Origin of the sequence: Nonomuraea sp. NPDC049504 (genome assembly GCF_040676845.1) — a bacterium.
GTDB lineage: Bacteria > Actinomycetota > Actinomycetes > Streptosporangiales > Streptosporangiaceae > Nonomuraea > Nonomuraea salmonea.
In genome coordinates this window covers 1-18,427 of sequence record NZ_JBFAPT010000004.1, presented here as the reverse complement: position 1 = coordinate 18,427, position 18,427 = coordinate 1, and the positions used below count along the sequence as shown (strand labels likewise).

Here is an 18,427-nt window from a genome sequence, read left to right as displayed (position 1 = left end):
GGTTCACTGCTGCGAGGATGCCGAGATGGCCCCGAATGCAGTGGACTACTCATGGTTCAACGACGATCGGTTCCCCGACCTGGCGGACTCCTACTGCTTCACTCTCGTCCGTGACCTGACCCCCGAGGCACTGATGACTCGCCTCGGCGCCAACGTCGAAGCGGTGTCTCGTAAGACGCTCGATCAGCTGATCGATGCCTCCTACTCCGGTCCCGGCCCACTCGGCACCTGGGATGGCCACCTCTTCGGAGCCGCCTCCATCGGCGGCTGGGTGCTCATGGTCGAGGTGAACGGGCATCTCGGCGTGAACAGGAAGGCCATCGTGCCGTTGTCGGCCGGTACGCGACTCGTTTCCCATTCCCGTAACGTCAACGCGGTGGGCCACTTCCACTGGGTGGAGGACGGGGAGATCCGCCTCTCCTTCGACCCGCTCTTCCCGTCCTTCCGCCACGGCAGCGCCCCGGACGAACTCGTGGAGATGATGCGACGAGTCGGCTTCGACCTCGGCCACGGCCTCGATCGCGGCACCCACGACCAGGCGGCGTTCGCCCTGGCCGAGCACCTCACCGGAGTAGAGCTGACGCCACAGTTGCTGGAGGAGTCCACGTATCTGTGCGGCCTGGCGCCTCGATCCCGGTGAGCAGCCCGGCAAGCCGACCTCCCTCCATCAGGTGGAGACCTTGGCGCGGTGCGGGCGGGGCCGGATCCGGCCGGTGCGGGCGGCCCGCCGCAGCAGGAGGATCGTGGGCACCATGCAGATCAGCAGTGCGAAAAGGCTGGCCTCGGGGCCGAAGGCGCCGCCGGTCAGTGCGGACGGGCCGGACAGCGTGACGTTCAGCAGGCCCTCGGACTGTACGGCCGATCCGGAGACCGTGACACCGAAGATCCCGGCCTGGGTGAAGTTCCAGGCGAAGTGCAGGCCGATGGGCAGCCACAGCGAGCGGGTCGCGATGTAGGCGGCGGCCAGCATGACTCCGGCCGTCAAGGCGATCGCGAACGCGCCCCAAAGGGTGGCGTTGGCGTTGATCAGGTGCATCGCACCGAACAGCAGCCCGGATACGACCAGGGCGATCACCGTTCCGGTACGTTCCTCCATGATGCGGAACAGCACCCCGCGGAACAGCAGTTCTTCGGTGACGGCGACGCTCGCCATCAGGCCCGCGGCGCCGAGGAATCCGCCGACGGAACCCCAGGACACCTCCTGCCAGCCACCGAACACCGCGATCACCGCCATCAACCCGGCGAACATGCCGAGCCCGATCAGCGTCCCGCGCCGCAGCTGGGACCATCGTCCCGTCCTGCCGAGTTCGGGGATGTCCGGGCGGAGCTCGACGACCCGGCACAACCAGCGATAGCAGGTCAGAGCGGCGATGGCCAGGCCGACCCCCACCGGCAGGGCGAGGACCGGTACGGGCAGGACGAGTTGGGTGATCCCGCCCGCCACCACCATCACACCGAACAACGCGATCAGCAGGACGGGGAACCGGAACCTGCGCCATCGGCCGCGGCCCGTGGTGGAGGCGGCTTGCGGGAGAGTATCTTCCGGGTGCTCCGGAGACGCCACGATCGTGATCCTTTCGCGTGAGTTTCCGCGGTGTGTTCCGCGGCTGAAAGATGAGGGATCGGAGCCGGTGGAGCGCCCGGCACCGTACTCGGCGGTCAGGTCGGCATGAGTTCCACCCGCGTCCAGCACGGGTGTGCCGTGCTCTCGCTCGGACCTGCGCCGTTCTGGTCCGGCCGGTCCTACCCCGCGAGGTCGGCCAGGAGTGCGGTGCTCCGGGCCTGTTCATCCGCTGATCCGAGAAGCATCACCACGAGTTCCGTGGCACCGGCATCGAACAGCCGGCGGATCTGCCGCTCGACGACGATCTCATCACCGATGACGACCGTGTCCTGAGGGCCTGCGGCGCGACCTCGGTCGAGCACGGCGCGGTAGCCGGGCAACTGCCCGACCATCCCGAAATTCTCGGCGACCCACTGCCGGCGATCGTCCTCGTGCGAGGTGACGCAGACGACCGTGGAAGCGACCACACGGGGTGTACGCCGACCCGCCGCACGGGTGATCGCAGGAACGATGTGGTCAGCGAGAGCCGCCGCATTGGCCCACGTCGTGATGGTTCCATCGGCCAGTTCTCCGGCCACCCGCAACATCGCCGGGCCGAGTGCGCCGACGAGCACGGACGGCGGCGCCGCTGCCGCGATGTCGACCGCGCCCGCGGCCTGGAGCGTCTCGCCCTTGTACGTCACCGTCTCGCCCTTCAGCAGCGGAACCAGCGCGGACAGGTACTCGCGGAGGTGACGGACAGGGCGGTCGAAGGAAAGGCCGTACTGCTCTTCGATGATGTGCCGGTGGCTGACACCAAGCCCCAGACTGAGCCGGCCGCCGACCGCCTCCTGGACCGTCAGCGCCTGCGCCGCCAGGGTCAGCGGATGCCGGGGGTAGCTCGGCACCACCGCCGTACCGAACTCGATGCCGGACACCTGGCGCCCCGCCACCGCCAGCGTGGTCAGCGCGTCCCTGCCGTCGCGCTGGCCCAGCCACACTCCGGCGAAGCCCGCCGTGGCCGCGGCGCGAGACTGATCGACGATCAGGTCGAGGGACGGCCCCTTCTCATCTACGAACAATCCGATGCGCATCAGAATCACCTCGAGATCAACAGTGGGCGTGTCGTCGGCACGACGGTCAGCGCCGGGGGCCGTCGCAGGAGGCGTCCTTGGCCGGCAGGGTTCCCTTGATCAGGAACGCGACGGTGGCCTTGTCGGCGCAGGTCGATCCGGTGCCGTAGACGAAGTGGCCGCCGTGCTCGACGCCGAGGAAGCCGGCGCGGTCACCCAGGGCCCTGCGCATTCCCCGGCCCGCGGCCCACGGTGTGGCGTTGTCGCGGCGGTTCTGCAGGATCAGGATGTTACGCGCACCGCGCGAGGTGATCTTGACCACCGGCTCGATCGGCTTCTGCGACCAGAACGCGCACGGCAGGATGTTGTTGGGCATGCCCGCGCTCAGCGGGTACTTCGCGCGGGCGGCCGCGGTGGCGTCGGCGTAGGAGTCCACCTTGCGCGACCAGGTGGTGTCCCCGCAGAGCATGGCCAGGACCATGGTGGCCTGGTTGTCCGCCGGCACGCCCTTCGTTGCCGGGGTGTCGGCGAGAACCTGCCGGAGCACGGCGACGTCCGCGTCCGCCGGGGCCTTGCCGGCGGACAGGTCGGCCGCCGCCTTCCAGAACCGGGTGAGCGGGGGGAGCGTCTCGTTGTGCTGCAACATCTGGTACGTGACGCCGCGTAGCAGCGCACCGCTGATGGCCACCGAGGCGCCCGGCATCGTGGCCGGCTCGCGGTCGAGACGGTCGGCCAGCGCGAGGAAGGTGTCGGTGACCTCGCCGGCGGTGGCGCCCAGCCCGAGGTCGGCGTCGTTCGCCGCGGCGACGCGGGCGGCGTCAGGGAACCGGTCGTTCATGCCCTGGTTCCAGGTGTTCAGCATCTTCGCCCACACCTTGGCCGGGTCGACGTTGCCCTCCAGCACCATCCGGTCGGTGTTGCGGGGGAACAGTGAGGCGTAGACCGCGCCGAGGTAGGTGCCGAAGGACTGACCCCAGTAGGAGATCTTCCGCGCCCCGAGCGCCTGGCGGATGCGATCCATGTCGCGCGCTGTGTTCGCGCTGTTGAAGAAGCGAAGCTTGGCACCGATCGTGGCGCACTGCCGGGCGACGGCGCGCGCGGTGGTGACGTTGCCCTCGATCGAGCCGCCGGCGCCGGGGTAGGGGAAGATGGTGAGCAGGCTGCTGCCGGACAGACCGCAGCTCATCGGGGTGCTGTGGCCGACGCCGCGCGCGTCGAACCCGATCAGATCGTAGGAGTCCCGCACCTTCTTCGGGAGCGTGCGTGCCATCTGGCCGGGCATGTCGAGGCCCTGCAGTCCCGGACCACCCGGGTTGAACAGCAGGTTGCCGCGCTTCTTGCCGGGCTTGGCGGTGGCGATCCTGGAGACCGCGACGGTGATGGTCTCCCCGCCGGGGCGGCGGTAGTCCAGAGGCACCTTGACCGTGCCGCAGGTCTGCCTGGGGTCTCGCCTGGCGCCCGGCGCGGGTTCCGGGCACTTACCCCATTTGATCGAAGTCTGGACGTGACCGGCGGCCGCCACGGCCCTGGCGTCGGCCGGTTGGCCGCCGATCACCGCCCCCGTTGCCGCGACCGCGGTCAGGGCGCCGACGGCGGCGACGCGTACGCGGATGGTGTTTCCCATGGTGCTGTCCTCCGAATGACCGATGTGCCGCGATCTGACTTCGCGGTTGACCGTGGTTGCCGGCCGCTGATGAGAAAGGTAGAAGTGGACGGCCCTGTCCCGAATCACTGCGTTGCGGACATTGCGTGTAGCTCACATGAGGGACAAGCGCGGCAATAGCGGGATCAGGGATCGCTAGGCTCTGACCTATGTCGGGGACCTGTGCCAGCGACCGGTCGCGGAGGTTGCGGAAGCTGCGGCGCCTCTACGACGCCACGGTGTGGGACCGGTGGCTGGCCGTCGTGTGCACCGGGCTGGCGTTCGTGCCGGCGCTGTCGATCATGAGCGTCGAGTTCGGCGACCGGTCAGGACGTCCGGCCGACGCGTTCCAGATCGTCCTGATCCTGGCCCAGACGCTGCCTCTGGCCGTGCGGACCCGATGGCCTGCCGCGTGTCTGGCGATCAGCGGCACGGCCTTCGTGCTCCACGAGACGCTCGGCTACCCGATGCAGTTCGGCACCGTGACGGTGTACATCGCGCTGTACTCGGTGGGCGCGCACCAGGAGCGATTCCGGCGCGTCGTCGCCGCCGTGGCATCGGCCGCGTACGTCGCCCTGTGCGTGGCCATCGTTCTGCTCGGCTCACCGCCTTTGCAGAGCGACTTCCTGATCTTCTACCTGCTCTTCGCCGCGTGCTGGCTGGTCGGCGCCTACGTACGCGGGCAGCGGCTCCAGGAGGCCGAGCGACGCAGGCTCGCCGCCGAGGCCGCGGCCGCCGCCGAGCGGGCGCGCATCGCGCGGGAGCTGCACGACGTGGTGACCCACCACGTCACCGGCATCGTCGTGCAGGCCGACGCCACGCAGTTCGTGGCCACCTCGCCGGAGCGGGTGGTCACGGCACTGTCCACGATCGGCGGCGCCGGCCGCCGAGCCCTGGCCGAACTGCGGGCTCTGCTGGACGTGCTGGAGGCGACCGGAGAGCCGGCCACACCCGTCGTGGGCAGCGTGCGAGACCTGGTCGAACAGACCCGCAGCGGCGGCCAGCCGATCGAGCTGGTGGAGGACGGCGACCAGCCGTCGCTTCCGGCCGGCGTGAGGCTGGCCGTGTACCGGGTGGTGCAGGAGGGCCTGACGAACGCCGTCAAGTACGCCGAAGGCCGACCCACCACCGTTCGCATCGGATACCGGGACGACCGGGTGGAGGTCGAGGTGACGAACGCCGCCGCCGCGGTCCCCGTCGGCGCGAGAAGCAGCCTCTCCGGCGGGCGCGGCCTGGCCGGACTGCGCGAGCGGATCGGCGTGCTGGGCGGCTCGCTGGCCGTAGGCGAGCAGCCGGACGGCGGTTTCCGAGTCTCCGCGTCGATCCCCGTGGGCGGTGCCGAATGACCATCCGTGTCGTGATCTGCGAGGACCAGGAGGTCGTCCGTACCGGCTACGCGACGGCGTTCGACGCGCAGCCGGACATGGCGGTGGCCGGCGTCGCCGCCGACGGCCCTGCCGCGGTCGAGACGGTCACCAGCCTGAAGCCCGACGTGGTGATCATGGACATCCACATGCCGCTGATGGACGGCATCGAGGTGACGAGGCGCATCGCCGGCCCCGGTGTCGTGGCGCCGCCGAAGGTACTCGTGGTGACCACGTTCAACGTGGACAAGTACGTCTACGAAGCCCTGCGCGCCGGAGCCAGCGGCTTCCTGCTGAAGGACGCCCCTCTACTGGAGCTGGTGAACGGCGTCCGCACCGTCGCCCGCGGAGAGTCCCTGCTGTCCCCCACCGTGACCCGTACCCTGATAGGTCGCTTCGCCGACCGCCTCCGTCCGGCCGCCCCCACCCCCGACGAGGACCCGCTGGCCGTCCTGGCTCCCCGCGAACGCGAGGTACTGCGGCTGATCGCCCGCGGCCTCTCCAACGCCGAGATAGCCGCGGAACTGGTCATCAGCTTCGAGACCGTCCGAACCTACGTCTCCCGCATCCTCACCAAACTGGACCTACGCGACCGCGTCCAAGCCGTGGTCTTCGCCTACCGTACAGGCTTCGCCGACGACGACCGCTGAAACCCTTCCGAGCCGACCGGCAGGCGAACCCCGGACCGGGATGCCCGCCAGGTCTCCCGGCTCGTACCGAAGAGCAAGAAACGGCGTGCCTGCGTCTCGCCGAAGGCCCCGAAAGTGCAGTTCGGATGAGTGTGGAGAGGTAGGGCGCCCGGGGCTCGAACCCGGAACCCGCACCAATTCGGAGCACTCGGCAGACGCGGTCCAAACCAGCGGACGATCATGACGCTGGACAGTTGGACGCAGGTCGCTGGTTGAACTGCTGCGTGAGAGTGAAATCACGCTGAACGTGGAGGCGGCCGTAGTTTCAGATGGTGCGTATCTGAGGTTGAACTCGTGATGTCGCCGGGTGGCTTAGGTGGGTCTGATTGTCGGGCCGGTCTCGGCGAGGCGGCCGTCCATGACCAGACCGCCGGCCGCCGCTGATTACCTGGTGCGCTCAGTGCGGTTGTCGTACTCTTCGCGGGCGGTGATGACTTCTTCGATGTGCAGCACGGACCACTCCGTGAGCGCCTTCAGCGGTCCCCGTAGCGTCTGGCCGAGCGCGGTCAGCTCATACTCCACGTGCGGCGGCACCTCTGGGTAGACGGTCCGGCTGACCAGCCCGTCGCGTTCGAGGGTGCGCAGCGTCTGGGTGAGCATCTTCTCGCTCACGCCCGCCAGCGCCTGCCGGAGATGACCGAACCGGGAGGTCCCGTTCCGGCCGAGTTCGCCCAGCACGAGGACCGCCCACTTGCTGCCGATCTGGTCGAGCAGGTCCCGCGACGGGCAGTCGCGCTCGTACGGATCGAATGACGACATGGGCCCGGTCACATTCTCGACAGCAGCCATACGGCTCACCTCGATGCTTTCGCTGCGGTAAGTACCCTACCAAGAAGTGGCTACTCCCCAACAGAGAGTATCCAGGTCATTCTGTGTTCCATCCCGCGGCGGACGGACCACGGCAGGCGTGCGAGGCACGCGCGGAAGGAAGGAATGACCATCATGCCGATCGTCGTCACTGGAGCCACCGGCCAGCTGGGCAGGCTCACCGTCGAGGCACTGCTGCGGCGCGGGATCCCGGCCGCGGACATCATCGCGACCGGCCGGGACATCGCCGGGATCAAGGATTTGGCCGACCGAGGCATCACGGTACGCCGCGCCGACTTCGCGGACACGGACGGCCTGGCCGAGGCATTCGCGGGGGCGGACAGGCTGCTGCTGATCTCGGTCTCGGTCCCCGTGGGCGAGCGGGTCGCCAACCACCGCCGCGTGATCGACGCCGCGGCATCCGCAGGCGTGTCGCTGGTGGCGTACACGAGCACGACGCACGCAGACACGGCCACCACCATCATCGGTGCCACGCACAGGGAGACCGAGGCGTATCTGCGGGACCGCGGAATCCCCAGCGTGCTGCTGCGCAACGGCTGGTACTTGGAGAACTACACCAGCCAACTGCCGCAGATCCTGCAGAACGGCGCGGTCGTCGGCGCCGCAGGCGAGGGGCGGATCAGCGCCGCGTCCCGCGCCGACTACGCCGAGGCCGCAGCGGTCGTCCTCACCGCTGAAGGCCACACCGGCGCCGTGTACGAGCTCGGCGGCGACGAATCCTTCACCCTGACTGAGCTCGCCGCCGCGATCTCCGCTGCGGCCGGAAAGCAGGTCACCTACGCTGACCTCCCGGTGGCCGACTTCGCCCAGGTACTGCACACCGCGGGCCTACCCGCCGAGCTGGCGGAGGTCCTCGCTGACGCTGACCGCGGTATGAACCGCGGCGAGATGTACACCGACTCTGGCGACCTGCGCCGCCTGATCGGCCGCCCGCCCGTGACCCTGGCCGAGGCGCTCGCGACCGCCCTGCATTACTGAGGTTGAACTCGTGATGTGGCCGGGTTGCTCAGGTGGGTCTGATTGCCAGGCCGGTCTCGGCGAGGCGGCCGTCCAAGGGCCCTCGTCGATGCTGGAATGCCCGGTGGACCGGGGCTGAGGTACGAAGTCCCGTGCGGCGGCGCGCAGCGCCGTCGCCTTGATCCCGATAAGAACAATTCGGCAGTGTGATCGGCGTGGCCGATTCCTTGAGGTTCATGTGACCGTGCCGGGACGGCGGTCAGTTTCGACGGCCGGCGCCGCGCGGGCCTCGCCGTCACGGGCTGTGGTGGGCTGCCGGGCGTGCCGGTCCTGATGCCCCCGGGCGCGGCCGAGGGCCAGGAGCGGTCAGTGGCGCTGGCGGAGCTCTTCGTTGATGCGCAGTGCCTCGGCGAGCTGGTCTTCCAGGATGATGATGCGGCAGGCCGCCTCCAGCGGGGTGCCGGCATCGGCGAGTTCGCGGGCACGGGCGGCCAGGCGCAGTTGGTAGCGGGAGAAGCGGCGGTGGCCGCCCTCGCTGCGTAGCGGCTCGATCAGCTTGGCGGCGCCGAGGCTGCGCAGGAACGCTGGGGTGACGCCGAGGATCTCGGCGGCCCGGCCCATGCTGTAGGCGGGGTAGTCCTCATCGTCGAGGCGCTGCCCGAGGCTATCGGCCGCCTCGGCTGACTGGCCGGCCGGGTGAGCGCTGGTTGGGTGGGGCTGCTCCCGCCTGGAGGTGGTGGTCAATGCCTGAGGTGTTCGATTCATACAACCTTCCCGAATGCAGACAGGGGCCCCGGCGCCTTGATGCGCCGGGGCCCGCACGAGGTTTAACACCATCGACCGGCCTGCTGGCCGGTCCACTTGTTCCGCATCTGACCGCTCGATGAGGCGGGATGCGAGGATCGCGTAAGCGTGACCGTAGACCACCATCCTGTTCGTGGAGCTGCGGTACCCGTGCGGCATTCTGCAGCCGGCGACGGGCGATCCTGATGGCGTTCAACACTCCCTTCTGATGTATCCCTACCTCGACACCCCGACCTCTGGTGTCGGCTTCGCGCAACGGCAGCGCGTCCATCACCCGGGCCCTGTTCAACTGCGCTGGCCCCGGCAATCCGACCTTCTGCCTTCACTTCGTTCTGCACTCCTGCGTCCACGTCCGTCCGGGCAGTCCGTCGTGGTGCTCGTCCTGCGCTGCCCTCGTGGATCCGTCTCTTGCGATATGAAGAACTCTAGCTCCCCACCGCACGAATGTCTACAGTCGCGACTACAGATTTTCTTGAGGGTGTCAGAGAGGAAGTTGCTCTCCCGCCACATGAGACGCGAGAAGCGGGCCGGGGGTGGGGAGATGGGCCGGCGATCGTGGGGTGGCATTCGGCGGTGTGCCCGGTGATGGGCCTGCGGGGTGAGCTGCGCACCACGACGGCCGCCGGCTCCAGCCGGGAGGCGGACCACGTCCTGGGCGGCCGGCCCGCCGCCGTGGCGGTCGGCCTGGCCGCGGCCGAGATCGCCTCGTTCCTGCCTCATCACCCGCGCGGCGATGGCGCGCGGATGATGACGATGACGATGATGAAGATGAGGATGATGACGACGTCGGCGGGGGCATGCGCGGCACGGCCACACGTGTGCTAGATTGAACCTAGTTGCAGTTGTGGTACCCATAAAGACTTGTGTGCACCTGACGGTATGTAGCCTCAGGTGCATTTTTGTTTTCCGGTCATCTCCGGGTGTGGTCCTATCGCGGCGACGCGGAATCCGTTCGATGCGGGTTTCGGCTATGCACCTATCAAAGGAGATCAACATGGCTTCTGGCACCGTGAAGTGGTTCAACGCGGAAAAGGGCTTCGGCTTCATCGAGCAGGACGGCGGCGGCGCCGACGTCTTCGCGCACTACTCCAACATCGTCGCCAACGGCGGCTACCGTGAGCTGCGCGAGGGCCAGAAGGTGGCCTTCGACGTCACGCAGGGCCAGAAGGGCCCGCAGGCCGAGAACATCGTTCCCGCCTGACACACCACGTAGCCGGGGCCCGCGCCGCAGGGCGCGGCCCCGGCGCGTTGCTTTTGTGGCATCCATCGTGCCGTGATGGCCTCACAACCGAGAAGCACAGCGCGTCTGTTCTTCCGTCGCACACCGGATGCACCACCACCGATGGTTCGGGCATAGGCCCGCTCCAGTCCTACGGCGCGGCATCATCGCCGCGTTCTTCCCGGCGAAAGCCGACCATTTCGACGTACGGGCCCAGGCGGTTTTCCGCCGGTTCGACTCGTCTTTTCTTCGGCTCGTGCTCGCTGTTCTTGTGCCGCTCATCGCACCGAGGATCACCTGACACGTGCCGCATCGAGGAAGGTTCTGCATGAACCACGCAACTCGCGCGCACGATCGCAACTCTTCGCCCCATACGGGCGGCTCCGCCCGAAGCAGGGGCGGCCGATTCGGCTCTCCGGCCAAGGGCCGTTCAGGCCCCTCCAGCCGGTCCGGCAACGGGCGGCGTCCCGCCGCGCTTCAGGGAGAGTTCGCACTGCCGGTCACCGTCACCCCGGCCCTGCCGGCAGCCGCGACGTTCGCTGAGCTGAGCATGCCGCCCGCAGTGCTGAAGGTGCTCACCAGCCTGGGTTTGAACGAACCGTTCCCGATCCAGGCGGCCACGCTGCCGAACTCTCTGGCCGGCCGGGACGTCCTGGGGCGGGGACGCACCGGGTCGGGCAAGACACTCGCCTTCGGCCTGGCCCTGCTCGTTCGCACCTCCGGACAGCGGGCACAATCGCGGCGACCGCTTGCCCTGATCCTTGTCCCCACCAGGGAGCTGGCCCAGCAGGTCACCGATGCGCTCACACCGTACGCCCAAGCACTGAAGCTGCGGCTGGCCACGGTCGTCGGCGGCATGTCGATCAGCCGCCAGGCCCATGCGCTGCGCAACGGCGCCGAGGTCGTCATCGCGACCCCGGGACGGCTCAGGGATCTCATCGAGCGCGGCGACTGCCGCTTGGACCAGGTCGGCATCACCGTGCTGGATGAGGCCGACCAGATGGCAGACATGGGCTTCATGCCGCAGATCACCCACCTGCTCGACCAGGTGCGCCCGGACGGCCAGCGGATGCTGTTCTCCGCGACTTTGGACCGCAACGTCGATCTGCTGGTCCGCCGCTATCTGAGCGACCCGGTGGTCCATTCGGTCGACCCTTCGGCGGGCGCGGTCACCACGATGGAGCACCACGTGCTGCACATCCAGGGTGCCGACAAGCAGGCCACCACTATGGAGATCGCTGCTCGCGACGGTCGGGTGATCATGTTCCTGGACACCAAGCACGCTGTGGACCGGCTCACCGAACAACTGCTGAACAGCGGAGTGCGCGCCGCCGCGCTGCACGGAGGCAAGTCCCAGCCCCAGCGCACCCGCACCCTCGCTCAATTCAAGAGCGGCCACGTCACGACGCTGGTGGCGACCAACGTCGCGGCCCGCGGCATCCACGTCGACAACCTGGACCTCGTCGTCAACGTCGACCCGCCGAGCGACCACAAGGACTACCTGCACCGCGGCGGCCGCACCGCCCGCGCCGGCGAGTCCGGCAGCGTCGTCACCCTGGTGCTGCCCAATCAGCGCCGTGACATGACCCGCTTGATGGCCGATGCCGGTATCGTCCCGCAGACCAGCGAGGTCCGTTCGGGCGAGGCCGAGCTGAGGCGTATCACGGGCGCCCAGGCTCCCTCAGGTATCCCCGTGACCATCGCCGCACCGGTTGTCAGCCGTCGGTCGGGACGGAACGGCAGACGTTTCCGGTAGCAGCGGATGGGGGCTCGCCCAGGACCAGGTAGTCAGGCCTTTCGGACGGCAAGGGTGCTGAAGAGATTGGCCCGCGAGAACGGCGAGGCGATCGATCCCAACTGCCTCACCCACCGCTCGCACAAACTGGTTTTGGCCAGCGGCCTTCCCCCCGCTGCGGCTGCACGACCTGAGACATGGAGCCGCGACACCGGCCCTGGCGGCAGGCGCGAATCTACGTGTAGTGCAGGGCCTGCTCGGACATGCCGGCATCGTCCTCACCGCCGACACCTACACCTCGGTGCTGCCTCAGCCATATCCACGACAGCGACCGGGCCACAGCCCGGCGGTCGTGTCCGAGATGCGGTGTAAAAGTGAACGAGCGTAGGTTGCCGTGCTGAACCGTCCACAGATCGCACTACGCAAGGACCTACGCTCGTGGCACGCATCCACCGCCCGTTCAGGCCAGCCGCGCCGAGATCGACGCCCTGTTCGCCGAGGGTCGTGACCTGGTCGAGGTCATCGAGGGCGTCGCCCGGCTCGGTGCCCGTCTGATCATCCAGACCGTCGTCGAAGCCGAGGTGGACGCCTTCCTCGGCCGCGCCCGCTACCAGCGCACCGCCACCGCTGCCGGCGGCGACGAGGAGGCCCCGGTGCGGCCCGGTTACCGCAACGGGCACTGCCCGACCACCGTCAAGACCACCAGCGGGCCGATCACCATTGCCCGCCCCAAGCTGCGCGGCACCACCGAGAAGTTCGCCTCCCGCCTGTTCGGCGCAGGTGTCACCCGCACCCACGCGCTGGAGACGCTCGTGATCGCCTTGTTCGTGCGCGGCGTCGTCGAATACGACGCCAGGTGCCGGCGCTACCTAGGTGACGGGTGCCAAGGACGGGCTGTCGGTCGGGTGGAGCCGTGTGGGCGGATGCAGCAGGGCTCGGCGGAGGTCCTGCAGGATGCGCACGTAGGTGGTCAGGCTCTGACGGCCGGTGAGCAGGCACTTGACCGAAGGCCGCCTAAGATTCACTCACGGCACCGGCCTCGTCGAGCTGTTTACACCGCTCCGAGGGCGCGACCGCAGTGGCGTGAACCGCTTGTCACCCGGCATGAAAGAGCCGGTCACTCGGAGGCGGCCGGGATGCGTACGGCCAAGAGGGCGACGTCGTCGGCGGTGCCAGGGGGCATGCGGGCGAGGACCTGGTCACAGAAATCGTCCAGGGCATGGCAGGCCAGGGCGGCGGCGTGGCGGCGGAGTCGCCTCAGACCGATGTCCAGATCGGTGCCGGGGATCTCGATCAGGCCGTCGGTGTAGAACAGCAGGGTGGCGCGAGGTGGCAGGGGGACCGTGGCGTCCGGCCGGCTGACGTCACTGAGGCCGGTGCCCAGCAGCAGGCCCTGTCCCTGTTCAAGGAATTCGGCGCGTCCGTCGGGTGTGACCAGCAGGGGCGGCGGATGACCGGCGTTGGTCCATCGCAGTTGCCAGGGACCCTCATCCGGACCTTCAAGGCGAGCCAGGATGACGGTGGCCAGAGGGACATTCGTGATGACGGGAACGGCCTGATCGAGGCGGTCGACGATGGCGCTGGGAGGTCCCGTCCGATCCCAGGCCAGGGCGCGCAGCATGCCGTGCAGTTGGGCCATGCCCGCCGCGGCGGCCAGGTCGTGACCCACGACGTCGCCGATGACCAGCGCGGTGGCGCCGTCACGCAGGAGGAACGCGTCGTACCAGTCCCCGCCTACCTGGGAGCCGGCGGGGGCGGGCTGGTAGCGGGCCGCGAGGCGCAGCCGGCCGGGTTGCGGCAGGGATGCGAGCAGGTTGCGTTGCATGGCCTCGGCGATCTGGCGTTGGCGGCCGAACCGCAGGGTGTTGTCGATGGCCAGGCCGACGCGGCGCCCGATGTCGCCGATCAGCGACACCTCGGCGGAGTCGAAAGGCCGAGCGGCGCCGGTACGGGCCAGGGTGAGGGCGCCGGTGACCCGCCGGACGGTGCCCAAAGGTGTGATGAGCACGGAGGTGGCGCCGATCGCCTGGAGGAAGCCCGTCTGGACGGCGGCCAGAGGAGAGTCGGGTGGCTGAGCGATGTCCCCCAGCCCCATCAGGACGGGATCGCCGCCGCGCAACACTCGTACCAGAGAAGAACGTGAGTGCTCGTCCAGCGCGGGAAGTGGACCTTGCCACGCATCCCGCTCGGTGTCGCGGCTCTCTGGTCCGATCACCGCCAGTCTTCGTACGCCCTCGTCCGTTCGCAGGTCGATGGCGATCCAGTCGGCCAGGCGCGGCACCAGCAAGCGGCCGAGCCGGGCGAGTGCCTCCTCGGTGTCCAGGGTCTGCGCGAGCGCTGTGGCGATCTCCGCGGCCAGGGCCAGCCGGTCGGTGAGGTCCTCCAAGGCGGTCACGTGCGCTGCGAGGCTGACCGCTGCTTCCCGGTCGGTTCCGTCGCCGGACATCAGCACGATCATGCCGAGCGCCTCGCCGTTCCTGGTCACTGGATCGCTGAACCAGGTGACCGGGATGAGATGTCCGTCCTCGCTCAGCAGTGTGTCCGCCCCGCGGGCGCGGAGGCGACGGGTGAGGGCCGTGAGCAGCCGGCACGGCTCCTGCGGCAGGGTGGCGTCCTCGACGTGGCGGTGCAGCAGGACGTGAAAGTCCTGTCCGCTCATCGCAGAGGCGGTACGGCCCAGCAACTCCTCGGCAGCCGGGTTGACCGCGATGATTCGGTCAGAGGAGTCCAGCACGGCCACGCCGGCACCCAGATGGTCGAAGACCTCGCGCCAGAAACCCGGCTGTGTCACCCACCACTGACCCCGACCGTCGGATGTGCTCTGGGCCACGCGTTGCCTCCACGGTCGACGTACCGCTCCCAGCCGAGGACAACCCCGCAGGCCTCGGTCGGCTATCAGGGATGATTCCTGATGAGAAACGGTTGTGCCCGGCGACGCGCTGGTTCGACATCGCCCGGCGATCACGCGCGGAGTACGGTCGTCCGCCGGGCCCGATCACCACTGCAAATGACAATATCGCCGATTTCCGCAGTAGAGCCTTGATTCCTCTCGTTTCGCGAAATGAGATACAATAGAAAACACCGAGGACATTTCGCGCGTTGGCATTCGGGTTGGCGTCGCCCGCGGCGATAGATCACTTCCGGCCTCGTGATGAGGGGCCTGACAGGCCAGGCAACCATGATGACGACAATCCTCTTCCCGTCGGGTCCGGTTTTCGCGGAACAGTCCGCGCTCAGGCTCAGCCTGAACACCGTCCTCCACCAGCAGGGCACGATCGACGGAGCGTGGTGGCCGCGCACCCGCGATGCCGGCACCGAACTGCCTGCTCTCATCTCCGCCGTCGACCAGCGGCTCGGCAGGGCTGTCCTGCGTGTGGGCCTGCATGTGGACGCCTGGGACCACATCCCGCGCCGAATCCAGGCACCGGGCCGTCAGGTCAGGGTGGCCTGGTTCCGCAGCGCCGACCCGCACCTGATAACCCTGAGCTTCGCGGGAACCTCGCCGGTCAGCCTGCTGGTCATCCCGCCCCGCACCGCTGCAGGCCTCGCCATCGCCGCGCTCACGCGCGCCGTCGCGGACACGTTCGGTGTGCGTCCCGCCGACCTCCTCCGCGCCGCGGCACCCGAGGAGAGCTCACCTGCCCAGGACGGCTCAGCCTCCTGGGAGAATGAGGGCGGTCGCGTCACCGAGCCCGCCCCTGAACGGCCCGCCACCCGCCGTCTCCGGCCAGTGACCCACTGAGCGGCCGGATGAACCGATCCGGCCCCCGCAGCAGCTGGATGTGCGCGGCGTGCGCGCCCGCGTGGCCGGGTCGCAGCTCACATCCGTCAACGGCCTTGCGTCCGTGCCGGCCTCCCTCGGCCGGCGGAGCCCATTCGGCGTCGGTGAGCATGTTGTAACTGTTCGCTGCTACAGGTACTGGCCCGCCTCGGCGCTGTCTGTCTTCGACACACGCGCCGACACCACGTTGGCCTACCCAGGGTCGAACGCTGTAGGTAGTCGTCCTCCACATTCGCTTACCGTGGTGCGCGGTGTGTGCCCTCCAGCCGGGCTGGAAGACAGGAGTGCAATGGCGGCACCCGCTCGAGCGGGGCGTGCGCGAGAGCGGCGGTGTGGCCGGCCAGGATGGCGGCGTGCGGGGCGGAGAGCGGCACGGCCCGCGACTGGCTTGTTCTTCCGAAAGCTGCTACGGCCGGTTGTGTGATTTCTGAGCTGAGGGCGTGTTTCCGCATTTCACCCGCTGAGGCTACTTCTGGAATTGGCGAATTCTGGAAGTCATGCCGTACAATAGAAATACCGAGGTCTTTTCGAGCGTTGGCATTCAGGTCGGCGTCGCCCCCGGCGAACCACCACCCGGCCTCCCCGGAGGCCTGGACAGGCCAGGCGACCATGACGCCGACACTTCTTTCGCAACCCGCACCGCTCAGCCCCGCCTCGCCCGCGGCCCCTCGGGCCGATTGCCCGGTACGGCTCAGTCTCCGCCCAGTGCAGAACCGGCGAGCGGTGGTGGACGGAGCCTGGTGGCCCTCCTCCCGTGACGCGGCCGCCGAACTGCCCGGCCTCATCGCCGCCGTGGACCGGCTGCTGGATCGGGCCACGCTCCGCATCGGCCTGCATGGCGATGCGTGGCAGAACATTCCGCGCCGCATCCCCGCGCGCGGGCGTCAGGTCCGCATCGGCTGGTTCCGCCACACCGACCCGCGCGTGCTCACTCTCAGCTTCGCCGCCGACGAGCCGGTCGTCCTGCTGATCATTCCTTCGGGCACCGCCGCCGGCACCGCCGAGGCCACGCTCAAGCTCACCGCCCAGGACATCGCCGGCATGAGCATCGACGCCATCCTCACCCTCGCGCATCTGCCCGCCGGCCCAGCTGCGCGTGCCACAGCCGACGGCTCGGCCCGATGGGAGGACGAGGGCGGGCCGGTCATCGGGCAGGCGGCGCAGCCATCCATGGGACGGCGGGCGCCGTCGCCATGACCCCGTGCCGCCTGCCGGCCGGATCGAGCGGTCCTGGCACCGCCCGTACTGGCGGCTGGCCGATCTCCGGCCGGCAGGCATCTCATCGCCTTTCAGCTTCTCCCGTGAGGAGACATTCCATGACCGCCCTCGACACCGCCCCGCTCGCCGAGGCCGGCGCCTCGGCGCCGACCCTCGTGCATCTGTCGGGGGACATCGATATCTTCACCACAGCCCGCCTGCGCCAGAGGCTGATCAACACCCTCGACCACAGCACCGACCTGCTCATCGTGGATCTGTCCCAGGTCACCTTCTGCGGGGCAGGCGGAATCGGCGTGCTGATCGGCGTGCAAGGCCGTGCCCGGACACGAGGCATCACGCTGGCCCTGACCGGCGTTCCCCCGCGCGTGGCCCGGCTGCTGCGCATCACCGGCCTGGACCACCGCTTCCCGGTCATGGCATGACGCTCCTGGACCTACCCCCACCGCACCAGCCGTCTCGGAACCAGCAAAGAGGTCCGGGGTCTGGTCCTCCGCCTGGCCCGGGAGAACCCACGATGGGGGTACTGGCGGGTCCACGGTGAACTGGCTCGGCTCGGTTTGCAGGTCAGCGCGGCGACCGTGCGGCGGATCCTGCGTTCACGCCGGCACAGTCCAGCGCCAGGAACCTTCGACACCTCTTGGCGGACGTTTTTACGGCTGCAAGAGAAGGGACTGCTCGCCTGTGACTCGTTGATCATCCCGCCCAACGCTCTCTTTGCCCGCGTCCTGGACAAATGATCTACTTTGCCTATGGGGTTACGTCGCTCGATTCCGCCATCCAGAAAGCTCTGCACGGTGAGCGCCGTGATGGTCTTGGCCTGCAGTCTGATCGGCTGCACATCTGGCTATGAGGGCATGTACGGTGGCGGCCAGGTCTGCGTGGACCGGGCAAAGCAGGAGAACGCTCTGTACCTGAAGGCGGTCAGTCCTGTTCTGCCGTCGGGCAAGCGTCGGAGTGTTGACGAATGGAATGGATGCGACTCAGCTAACAACGGTGCCTCACTATCCGTTCTGGTGAGCCCAGAATTCCGACATGAGGAGTTGTGGAAAGCGTTCGTCGAGGCGGGGTGGTCTCCCGCCTCGAAGGCATGCACTCCACGCTGCACCGAATTTCAGCTCGTCGACCAAGTGGACCAGCGGCTCATCGGGATCGCCATTGAAGAGATCACTGACACCGCTCCGGAAGGCCAACAAGAGGGCTTGTGGGTCAATGTGACCGCGGCTGACTCCTGCTGGGACGACCGCGGCTACAGGTGCAGTTAGGCGATGGTCGTTACTTAATCACAACTGACACCTCTCCAAGAGGTGCCCTTGGAGCAAGCCTCCGGCGGGGCCTCAGGCTCCGAGATGATCGCGACGAGCAGGAGGCCATCAGCGGCTGAGGTGAGCCGGATCGCATATCCCGGATCTTGAGTCTGGTCCCTGCCCTGGCGTCCCAGGGACGTTCGTGACCGTCCGTAAGCGGCGAAGCATCTTAAACTTAGACGATGACTCATTTGGTGAGTCGGCGGTAGCAGATGAGGGCTGCGGCGATGGCGGCGAAGGCTGCGAAGTGGTCGGCCCGGCGTTCGTAGC

General features: G+C 68.5%; 18 protein-coding genes and 1 pseudogene. 13 read left to right on the top strand and 6 right to left on the bottom strand.

The features are described 5' to 3' along the window. Window positions 1-25: 25 nt before the first annotated feature. Window positions 26-640, top strand: a complete 615-nt coding sequence (locus AB0K28_RS09100) for a DUF6461 domain-containing protein (protein WP_364367053.1) — start codon at window positions 26-28, stop codon at window positions 638-640. Window positions 641-667: 27 nt separating this feature from the next. Here AB0K28_RS09100 and AB0K28_RS09095 read toward each other — a convergent pair whose 3' ends face one another. The 3 genes from AB0K28_RS09095 to AB0K28_RS09085 all read right to left on the bottom strand — a co-directional run bounded on the left by AB0K28_RS09095 (window position 668) and on the right by AB0K28_RS09085 (window position 4,240). Continuing rightward, window positions 668-1,564: a type II CAAX endopeptidase family protein gene (locus AB0K28_RS09095; protein ID WP_364367050.1), complete on the bottom strand. Its 897-nt coding sequence runs from the start codon at window positions 1,562-1,564 to the stop codon at window positions 668-670. Window positions 1,565-1,743: 179 nt separating this feature from the next. Continuing rightward, window positions 1,744-2,637 (bottom strand): TIGR03564 family F420-dependent LLM class oxidoreductase, encoded by an 894-nt coding sequence (locus AB0K28_RS09090; RefSeq protein ID WP_364367047.1) that lies wholly within the window; start codon window positions 2,635-2,637, stop codon window positions 1,744-1,746. A gap of 46 nt (window positions 2,638-2,683) precedes the next feature. Next, complete coding sequence (locus AB0K28_RS09085) at window positions 2,684-4,240, bottom strand: alpha/beta hydrolase (RefSeq protein ID WP_364367044.1); 1,557 nt, start codon at window positions 4,238-4,240, stop codon at window positions 2,684-2,686. A gap of 188 nt (window positions 4,241-4,428) precedes the next feature. Here AB0K28_RS09085 and AB0K28_RS09080 point away from each other — a divergent pair, with 188 nt between their 5' ends. Both AB0K28_RS09080 and AB0K28_RS09075 read left to right on the top strand, forming a co-directional pair. Continuing rightward, the gene (locus tag AB0K28_RS09080) at window positions 4,429-5,604 is read left to right on the top strand and encodes a histidine kinase (RefSeq protein ID WP_364367040.1); all 1,176 of its coding nucleotides are present in this window, start codon (window positions 4,429-4,431) and stop codon (window positions 5,602-5,604) included. Then, complete coding sequence (locus AB0K28_RS09075) at window positions 5,601-6,272, top strand: response regulator transcription factor (RefSeq protein WP_364367037.1); 672 nt, start codon at window positions 5,601-5,603, stop codon at window positions 6,270-6,272. Before AB0K28_RS09080 ends, AB0K28_RS09075 begins: the two co-directional genes overlap by 4 nt. Window positions 6,273-6,695: 423 nt before the next feature. Here the strand turns inward: AB0K28_RS09075 and AB0K28_RS09070 are convergent, their stop codons facing one another. Beyond that, window positions 6,696-7,070 carry a helix-turn-helix domain-containing protein gene (locus AB0K28_RS09070; RefSeq protein WP_364367034.1) on the bottom strand — a complete coding sequence of 125 codons (375 nt, stop codon included), beginning with the start codon at window positions 7,068-7,070 and terminating at the stop codon, window positions 6,696-6,698. A gap of 183 nt (window positions 7,071-7,253) precedes the next feature. Here AB0K28_RS09070 and AB0K28_RS09065 point away from each other — a divergent pair, with 183 nt between their 5' ends. Continuing rightward, entirely contained in the window at window positions 7,254-8,117 is an 864-nt protein-coding gene (locus tag AB0K28_RS09065) for an SDR family oxidoreductase (RefSeq protein ID WP_364367031.1), read from the top strand. Window positions 8,118-8,462: 345 nt separating this feature from the next. Here AB0K28_RS09065 and AB0K28_RS09060 read toward each other — a convergent pair whose 3' ends face one another. Continuing rightward, on the bottom strand, window positions 8,463-8,861 hold the full coding sequence (locus AB0K28_RS09060) for a MerR family transcriptional regulator (protein WP_364367029.1): 399 nt from the start codon (window positions 8,859-8,861) through the stop codon (window positions 8,463-8,465). 594 nt (window positions 8,862-9,455) lie between these two features. Here AB0K28_RS09060 and AB0K28_RS09055 point away from each other — a divergent pair. The 5 genes and pseudogenes from AB0K28_RS09055 to AB0K28_RS09035 form a co-directional block, all read left to right on the top strand. Further along, window positions 9,456-9,725: a hypothetical protein gene (locus AB0K28_RS09055; protein ID WP_364367026.1), complete on the top strand. Its 270-nt coding sequence runs from the start codon at window positions 9,456-9,458 to the stop codon at window positions 9,723-9,725. Between the two features lie 169 nt (window positions 9,726-9,894). Further along, window positions 9,895-10,101: a cold-shock protein gene (locus AB0K28_RS09050; protein WP_020545593.1), complete on the top strand. Its 207-nt coding sequence runs from the start codon at window positions 9,895-9,897 to the stop codon at window positions 10,099-10,101. 346 nt (window positions 10,102-10,447) lie between these two features. Further along, a complete protein-coding gene (locus AB0K28_RS09045; protein ID WP_364367023.1) occupies window positions 10,448-11,875 on the top strand; it encodes a DEAD/DEAH box helicase in 1,428 nt (475 codons plus the stop codon). 94 nt (window positions 11,876-11,969) lie between these two features. Beyond that, window positions 11,970-12,242: a tyrosine-type recombinase/integrase gene (locus AB0K28_RS09040; RefSeq protein ID WP_364368013.1), complete on the top strand. Its 273-nt coding sequence runs from the start codon at window positions 11,970-11,972 to the stop codon at window positions 12,240-12,242. 91 nt (window positions 12,243-12,333) lie between these two features. Continuing rightward, a pseudogene (locus AB0K28_RS09035) lies at window positions 12,334-12,681 on the top strand (transposase); the annotation flags it as partial. Between the two features lie 290 nt (window positions 12,682-12,971). Here AB0K28_RS09035 and AB0K28_RS09030 read toward each other — a convergent pair. After that, on the bottom strand, window positions 12,972-14,645 hold the full coding sequence (locus tag AB0K28_RS09030; protein ID WP_364367020.1) for a SpoIIE family protein phosphatase: 1,674 nt from the start codon (window positions 14,643-14,645) through the stop codon (window positions 12,972-12,974). A 360-nt stretch (window positions 14,646-15,005) separates the two neighbouring features. On the opposite strand from AB0K28_RS09030, the gene AB0K28_RS09025 reads away from it, so the two are divergent. The 4 genes from AB0K28_RS09025 (at window position 15,006) to AB0K28_RS09010 (ending at window position 18,115) form a co-directional block, all read left to right on the top strand. Further along, window positions 15,006-15,596 (top strand): DUF5994 family protein, encoded by a 591-nt coding sequence (locus AB0K28_RS09025; RefSeq protein WP_364368010.1) that lies wholly within the window; start codon window positions 15,006-15,008, stop codon window positions 15,594-15,596. A 384-nt stretch (window positions 15,597-15,980) separates the two neighbouring features. Then, window positions 15,981-16,832 (top strand): DUF5994 family protein, encoded by an 852-nt coding sequence (locus AB0K28_RS09020; protein ID WP_364367017.1) that lies wholly within the window; start codon window positions 15,981-15,983, stop codon window positions 16,830-16,832. Window positions 16,833-16,951: 119 nt separating this feature from the next. Beyond that, window positions 16,952-17,275, top strand: coding sequence for an STAS domain-containing protein (locus tag AB0K28_RS09015; protein ID WP_364367014.1), 324 nt, complete (start codon window positions 16,952-16,954; stop codon window positions 17,273-17,275). A gap of 372 nt (window positions 17,276-17,647) precedes the next feature. Beyond that, window positions 17,648-18,115: a hypothetical protein gene (locus AB0K28_RS09010; RefSeq protein WP_364367011.1), complete on the top strand. Its 468-nt coding sequence runs from the start codon at window positions 17,648-17,650 to the stop codon at window positions 18,113-18,115. The last annotated feature ends 312 nt before the right edge of the window (window positions 18,116-18,427 follow it).